The sequence below is a fragment of the Nonomuraea diastatica genome, assembly GCF_004349015.1.
GTDB lineage: Bacteria > Actinomycetota > Actinomycetes > Streptosporangiales > Streptosporangiaceae > Nonomuraea > Nonomuraea diastatica.
Genome location: NZ_SMKP01000064.1, coordinates 43,187 through 50,186, shown reverse-complemented (window position 1 = coordinate 50,186; position 7,000 = coordinate 43,187). Strand labels below are relative to the sequence as shown.

At 69.8% G+C, this 7,000-nt stretch carries 7 protein-coding genes; all 7 read left to right on the top strand.

The features are described from left to right. Positions 1-41: 41 nt before the first annotated feature. The 7 genes from E1294_RS22795 to E1294_RS22765 all read left to right on the top strand — a co-directional run bounded on the left by E1294_RS22795 (position 42) and on the right by E1294_RS22765 (position 6,940). Positions 42-746, top strand: a complete 705-nt coding sequence (locus E1294_RS22795; protein WP_220447884.1) for a class I SAM-dependent methyltransferase — start codon at positions 42-44, stop codon at positions 744-746. A 14-nt stretch (positions 747-760) separates the two neighbouring features. Continuing rightward, positions 761-1,867, top strand: coding sequence for a saccharopine dehydrogenase NADP-binding domain-containing protein (locus tag E1294_RS22790; protein WP_165977428.1), 1,107 nt, complete (start codon positions 761-763; stop codon positions 1,865-1,867). Between the two features lie 34 nt (positions 1,868-1,901). Further along, positions 1,902-2,453: an ECF transporter S component gene (locus tag E1294_RS22785; protein ID WP_132511265.1), complete on the top strand. Its 552-nt coding sequence runs from the start codon at positions 1,902-1,904 to the stop codon at positions 2,451-2,453. Next, complete coding sequence (locus tag E1294_RS22780; protein WP_132511263.1) at positions 2,450-4,177, top strand: ABC transporter ATP-binding protein; 1,728 nt, start codon at positions 2,450-2,452, stop codon at positions 4,175-4,177. The genes E1294_RS22785 and E1294_RS22780 overlap by 4 nt, the downstream gene beginning before the upstream one ends. Beyond that, positions 4,174-5,046 (top strand): energy-coupling factor transporter transmembrane component T, encoded by an 873-nt coding sequence (locus tag E1294_RS22775; protein ID WP_132511261.1) that lies wholly within the window; start codon positions 4,174-4,176, stop codon positions 5,044-5,046. The genes E1294_RS22780 and E1294_RS22775 overlap by 4 nt, the downstream gene beginning before the upstream one ends. Before the next feature lie 54 nt (positions 5,047-5,100). Continuing rightward, positions 5,101-5,688, top strand: a complete 588-nt coding sequence (locus tag E1294_RS22770) for an RNA polymerase sigma factor (protein ID WP_132511259.1) — start codon at positions 5,101-5,103, stop codon at positions 5,686-5,688. Between the two features lie 172 nt (positions 5,689-5,860). After that, positions 5,861-6,940: a hypothetical protein gene (locus E1294_RS22765; RefSeq protein ID WP_132511257.1), complete on the top strand. Its 1,080-nt coding sequence runs from the start codon at positions 5,861-5,863 to the stop codon at positions 6,938-6,940. The last annotated feature ends 60 nt before the right edge of the window (positions 6,941-7,000 follow it).

The window sequence follows — 7,000 nt, the reverse complement described above, 5'->3', positions numbered from 1 at the left end:
CCCCCAGCCCCTCCCATGATTGGCGGACTCCCATGAAAGACATGATCATTTCCCCGGCCGTCGAGTTCTACGACGTCGTCACCCGCACGCATTCGGAGGGAGGCGACGCGCTGCGCTCGGTCCTGGCCGAGGTCGACCCATCGGCCGGTCCGATCCTCGACGTCGGCGCGGGAACAGGCAGGACGGTCCAGATCATCGCCGAGGCAGTGCCCGGCGCCCGGATCGTCGCCGTCGAACCCGACCTCGTGATGCGCACCGTCCTCACGCACCGCGTCGTCGCCGACGACGATCTGCGGTCACGCGTCACCATCCTCGCCGATGACGCGCAGGGGATGGCGATCCCGGAAACGTTGTCGGCCGTCGTGCTCTACGGCGTCGTGGGCATGCTCGACCGTGACGAGCGGGCGCGCCTGTGGGATCGGCTGCTGCCCCGGCTCGCTCCCGGCGCCCCGGTCGTCGTCGAGCTGCTTCCCATCGAGCAACCACAGACGCTGCCGCCGATGCCGTACGCGAAAGAACGTATCGGGGAACATCTCTACGAGGCCACGCTGCGCGGGGAGCCCGGTGAGGACGACCTCATGGTGCTGAACACCACCTGGCGGATCACCGGCGAGGAGGGCGAGGTCCGCACCGTCCACGGAACCAGCCAGTGGCACACCTTCGGCCTCGACGACCTCGCCCGCGAGACCGGGCTGACGGCCGAGCGGCTCACGCTCCAGGCGGGTCTCCTGCGGGCGAGCGGATGATCGGTGTGGCCGGCGTGACCGGGACCGTCGGAAGGCGCGCGGTCCAGGTGCTGGCCGGGATGGGTGCCGGACCGCTGCGGCTGGGCGGCCGGCGGCCCGCCGAGCTGGAGCGGATCGCGGCCACCCTGCCGGAGGCGAGTGTGCACCGGCTCGATCTCGACGACCCGGAGAGCATGGACCGGTTCTGTGCGGGCTGCCGCACCGTGCTCAACTGCGCCGGTCCTTCCTATCTGATCCTCGATGCCCTCGCGCGGGCGGCCCTGCGCGCAGGAGCGGACTACGTCGACGTCTCGGGCGACGAGCCGGTGCACGAACGGCTCCCCACGCCCGGACTCGCGTCTCGCCGTGCGGTGCTCTCCGCGGGCGTCCTGCCGGGGTTGTCCGGACTGATCCCCCGCTGGATGGCCGCCGGTTTCGATCGTGTGGACTCGCTGGCCACCTACATCGGGGGCCTCGAACGGTGCAGTCCAGGCAGCGCGACCGACATGATCCTCAGCATGCGGGGGGATTCAGGGGACACCTACGGCCAGGCCCTCGCCGGCTGGCGGAACGGCAAGATCGAGGTGGGGGTGCTGCGTCCCGTCACGGACGCGGAGCTGCCCTTCTTCCCCGACCGAGTCACCCTGCAGCCGTTCTTCGGCGGTGAGTCGGAGCGGCTGGCCTCGGCGATCGGAGCCGCGTCGATGGACTTCTGGAACGTCTTCGCCGGAGACCGGCTGCTCAGCGCCTTCACCGGCATGCGTGGCCGGCCGCCACGGACAGGCGAGGAGATGGAGGCGGCCGTCGCCGAGCTCACCCGCGCAGCCGATCTCGACATGTTCGGGCGCCTGCCGTACTACACCCTGCTGTTCAGGATGACCGGCGATGTCGCCGGTCAGCACTCCGTCCGCACCGTGGCGCTGCGGACGGAGGAGGCCTACCGACTGATCGCCGTGGTCGCCGGGCTGACGACCCACGCGGTGGCCGAAGGCCGGGTCCCGCCCGGCGTGCACTACGCGGCCGATGTGCTCGACCCCGAGACGGTCATCGACGGTGTACGGCATTCCGGCGCTCTGGCCACCTTCGAAGTGATCGACGACCTCGACGTGGAGGCCGACCTCATGGACGAGGGCGCGCTCTGAAGGCCAATCACATCCAACCAAGCGAAAGAGAATCATGACCGGCTACTCGACACGCACCATCATGATCGCGGCTGCGGTGGGAGTGGTGTTCGGCCTGCTGCTCATCCCGGCCAATGTCTACACCCTCGCGATGACCATGACCTACCCGTTACTCGGGGCGGTGACCTGGGGTCTCTGGGGAATGGCCGCATACGTCTCCGTGGGATTGTTGCGCCGATTCGGCGTGGGGATCCTTGCGAACGTCGTCGCAGGACTGGTCTCCGGACCGCTGACCGGCTACGGCTGGGCGCTGGCGGGGACCATGCTCCTCTGGGGGCTCGTCATCGAACTCCCCTTCCTGATCACCCGATACCGCCGGTTCTCCGTCGTCATCTTCCTGGGAACCGGTGCGTTCGTCGGCCTCGCCAACGCCGCGATGGGGTGGGTGCCGCTGGGACTCGGGCAGATGCAGCCGGCGATCGTCGCCCTCGTGGTCGGCGGCGCGGTGGCGAGTTGCGTCCTGTGCGCCTGGCTGTCATACCTGTCCGTGGGTCGCCTCGCCGTCGCGGGCATCGGGGTCGGCCCCCGCCGGAGCCGGACGTCATGACCCTGATCGAGGCCGAAGGGGTCGCGGTCCGTTACGACACGTCGGACGGATGGGTTGGCGGCGGGCTGGACCTCGACGTCTCCGTCGGAGAGGTCGTGTTGTTGCTGGGGCCCTCCGGGTGCGGGAAGTCCACCCTCGCCCTCACACTGAACGGGCTCGTCCCCCACAGCGTCCCGGCCGAGTTGCGCGGCACGGTTCGCGTGGCTGGACGGGACACCGCCCATCATCCGCCCGGACGGCTGTGCGACGTGGTGGGAATGGTCTTCCAGGATCCCGATGCCCAGATCGTCTGCGAAACTCTGCTGGACGAGGTGTGCTTCGGCCTGGAGAACCTGCTGACCCCCCGAGCCGAGATCGAACCGCGTGCCATGGCCGTCCTCGCCGAGGTCGGGCTGGCCGACACCTTGGAGCTGGCGCTGCGGGATCCGACGCGGCTGTCCGGCGGCGAGCGGCAGAAGCTGGCGCTCGCCTGCGCGCTGGCGCCCCGGCCGAGCGTCCTGGTGCTGGACGAGCCGACGGCCAACCTCGACCCCAGGAGCACCCGCGACTTCTACCACCTCCTGGGCAGAGTGGCGGAGCGTGGGACGAGCGTGATCCTGATCGAGCATGACCTGGACGACGCCGTCGTCGTCGCGGACCGGGTCGTCGTCCTCGACGCGGAGGGAAACGTGCGGCTGACGGGCACCCCGGCCGAGGTTCTCGCCGGGCGCGCCGACGAACTCGACGCCCTCGGGGTGTACGGGCCCACGGCCGTGCAGGCCGCCCGGCGGCTCGGGCTGTACGGCGACACGCCGCGGGATGCCCCGCTGACCTTGGAGGGCCTTGCCTCGGTCCTGCGTGATGAAGCCGTAACCGACCTTTCATGGGGACCGGTCGATGAGCAGGACGCGCAGTCGTCCCCCACCGAGATCATGGCCACCACGCTGGTGGAAGTGGACGACCTGACCGTCCGGCTGGGCGATGCGGACGTGCTTCGCGGCGTCTCCCTGTCCGTGGCGCGCGGTGCCTATCTCGCGGTGATCGGGTTGAACGGCGCAGGCAAGAGTACGCTCGCCGGATGCCTGGCGGGCGTGCTGCGGCCGCCCCCGGGGCGGGTCCGCATCGACGGAGCAGACATCTCCAGGTTCTCGGCGCGGGAGCTGAGTGATCGCGTGGGGTACGTCTTCCAGAACCCTGAGCACCAGTTCGTCACCGGTTCCGTCGCCGAGGAACTCGCCCACGGGCTGTTCGTGCGTGGCCTTCCCGGCGCCGAGGTGACCGCGCGGGTCGCGCGGATGCTCGAGCGCTTCGACCTGGCCCGATACAAGGATGTGAACCCGTTCATGCTCTCGCACGGAGAGAAGCGCCGCCTCTCGGTGGCCACGGCGCTGATCTGCGGGCCCGAGCTGCTGGTGCTGGACGAGCCCACGTTCGGCCAGGACCGGGCGCGGGCGGGAGAACTGCTCACCCTGCTCGACGCTTTGCACACCGCGGGCACCACCGTGATCATTGTCACTCACGACCTGCAGCTGGTCGCGGAACACGCCACCCACGTCGCGGTGCTGGCCGCCGGCGGGCTGCTTGCCCACGCCCCGGTCGAACGTGTGCTCCGCGATGACGCGCTGCTGGAAAGGGCCGGGCTGCTTCCCCCGCCGGTGCGCCGGCTCGCCACCGCGCTCGCCCCCGGTCGCCCTCGATGGGAAACGGTGTTCCGGCTCACTGACCTCAGCCCGCGGCTGCCATGACGGGACAGTCCCTCGCCACCGGCCACGCCTCCCAGACCGCCCCCGACGAGGGAGCGGCGGGACGTCCGGGCCAACGGCCCCCGCTCCGGATCAACCCGCTGGCCAAGATCGCAATTGTGCTGCCGCCGATGGTGGCGCTGCTGTTCGTCCGGGACGTCTTCACGCCTCTGGTCTTCACCGCGCTCGCCGTGACGGCTGCCGTCGCTGTGACGCGGCCACGGCCGTTGCGGTTCCTGATAGGCGGCGTCGTCGCAGCCGTGGTCTTCACGTGGGCCGTCCTCGTGTTCGCGCTGACCACGGCCCCGCAGATCTCCGCTGGAACTCAGGTGGTGCTGGAACTGGGGCCGCTGACCGTGCACGCCGGCGCGCTGGAGTCGGGCGCGGCGACGGTGCTGCGCGTCACCGGGCTGATCGCCTTGACCGTACTGGGTGGTGCGGGGTCCTCGGGGACGGAGCTCGCCGGCGCGCTGGTCAATCAGCTCAAGATCCCCTACCGGTACGTGTATCCCGCGCTGGTGGCGCTGCGCTTCGTGCCCCGGCTGCGCCGGGACATCGCGATCGTCAACGCGGCACACCGTGTCCGTGGCGTTCGTGAGCGGCGGGGACCGTTCGGAGCCTTGACCCGCGCGTCCCACATGCTCATCCCCTTGATGGCCGGCACCATCCGGCACGCCGAGAGGATCTCGCTCGCCATGGACGCCCGCGGATTCGGCGCCCATCCCACCCGCGAAGACCGTGTTCCCACCCGCTTCACCTGGCTCGACGCCCTCGTGATGACGCTCGGTATGGTCGCGGTTGCGGGGCTCTTCTGGTTGAGTGCCGCGCTGGGACACCTCGAGCTGGTGGGGACCGTGTACCCGTCGAAATGACCCGCATCACCTCGCCGTGCGGGGCGTTGCCGCCGTGAGAGATATTTGGCTCTGGTGGTAATCGAGGGTCGGCTGGCGGGACTACTGGATGTGGACGATCCCGAAGAGCGATTCACCATGCTGTACGACCAGTACTACCGGAGCGTGCTGGGCTATGTGCTGCTGCGGGTCGAGCAGGGCGTGGCCGAGGACGTGTGCAGCGAGACGTTCCTCGTGGCCTGGCGGCGGCTCGACGAGTTGCCCGAGCAGGTGCTGCCGTGGCTGCTCGGTGTCGCCCGCAACAAGCTCGCCAAGCAGCGTGAGGTGCGGTATCGGCGCAAGGATCTGGTCGAGCGGATCGCCGTGCTGACCAGTGAGCAGGAGCACGTCGCCTGGGATGTCGCCGAGCACGTGGTGGACCGGGAACAGGCCATCTCCGCCTTGCGCGCCCTTCCGGAGAAGGACGTGGAGGCGATGATCCTGGCCACCTGGTACGGCCTGACGCCCGATCAGGCCGCGACGGTCATGGGCTGCTCGGCGCGAGCGTTCAACGTCCGGCTGCACCGGGCACGCAAGCGGCTCAGCGGCAGGCTGCGCCAGGAAGCGGGAGCCGCGCGACGACCGGTGCGACCGGCCCGCAGCCGGTTCGCCGAGGAGAGCTGACGCCCGCACGATCCACCCGTAGGGGGAAAACATGACCGATCGTATGTTCGCTCGGCTCAGGCCCGATGAGCTGGACGAACTCGCTGAGGAGAGCTACCGGCGGCGCCGCCGCGAGGACCTCGCCCGAACGTTTCGCAGTACCCGGTACCCGACACCCACGTGGAGAGCTTTCATGGCTCGCCGCCCCATGTTCCTCCTGGTCGCCGGCGCGGTCGCCGCCGGCGCGGTCGTCGTCTCCACAGGCGTGTTGTCCGGCGCGCCCGACGGGAACACCCCGCCGATCGCGGCGGACTCTTCGAGCGCCCCGCAGACTACGGCCGACGGCACGGGGGCGTCGCCGGCCACGCGGATCGACGCCCGATCCTTCCTGCTCGCCGCCGCGGACACCGCGCTGCGTGAGACCACCACGTCCGGCCACTACTGGTACGTCCGCCAGCGTACGACCCATCCCACCTTTGCCTGGCCCGAGAGGTTCTGGACCGGGGTGCGGAAGCTCCAGCGCCAGGAGCAGGCGGAGGTCGACAGGACCGGCGCGGAAGACGACGAACTGGTGGCGATCAACGAGAAGTACAACAAGAAGCTGGAGCGACTGCGGAAGAGCTTCTACCCCGACGGGCCGCCGTACAAGGCGTACATCGTCGAGTCCGAGGAGCGGTGGCGGCCGAAGCGGACGGGCGGCACCCACCGCGCGAGGAGCGAGGACCGCAAGGTCGTTTTCCCCTCGCCGCAGGATGAGGCCGAGTGGAAGGAGCAGGGCTCGCCGAAGCTGCTGGAGGACAAACCCAAGAACGTCGACGACAACCTTCCGCGGCCGCTGTCGATCTCCAACATGGACATCACCATGCAGAACGTCGGCACATTGCCCAGGTCGAAGAAGGCGCTGGCCGGCCACCTGCGTGCCCAGTTCGCGAAGCTGCCGGATCCCCACAAGGAGTTCGACGTCTACCTGTGGCAGACCACCGTCGATCTGATGACCGCCCCGACCACTCCCGGCACCCGGGCGGCCATCTTCCGGATCCTCGCCGACCAGCCCGACATCACCTCCAACGGCGAGGTCGAGGACGCCGCCGGGCGTAAGGGTGTCAGCCTGGCGGTCAGGAGCGACGACGGGCACGAGTTCCAGCTGATCGTCAACAGGGACACGGCCGAGCTGCTGGAGTACGCGGTGGCCGAGAAGGGCGAGGACACGGCGCGGGTGACCTTCGAGGAGTTCGGCTGGACCGACGAGCTGGGGCGGCGCCCGCAACGCTAACCGGCGCCGTAGACGCTCACCTAGCGCCCGCCGACAAGCCGCTTCTGGACCGGGCCGTGG

Bases quoted from the DNA above. Each gene is read 5' to 3' on its own strand.
- E1294_RS22795 (WP_220447884.1), top strand. From the start codon at position 42: ATGATCATTTCCCCGGCCGTCGAGTTCTACGACGTCGTCACCCGCACG.
- E1294_RS22785 (WP_132511265.1), top strand. From the start codon at position 1,902: ATGACCGGCTACTCGACACGCACCATCATGATCGCGGCTGCGGTGGGA.
- E1294_RS22780 (WP_132511263.1), top strand. From the start codon at position 2,450: ATGACCCTGATCGAGGCCGAAGGGGTCGCGGTCCGTTACGACACGTCG.
- E1294_RS22775 (WP_132511261.1), top strand. From the start codon at position 4,174: ATGACGGGACAGTCCCTCGCCACCGGCCACGCCTCCCAGACCGCCCCC.
- E1294_RS22765 (WP_132511257.1), top strand. From the start codon at position 5,861: ATGGCTCGCCGCCCCATGTTCCTCCTGGTCGCCGGCGCGGTCGCCGCC.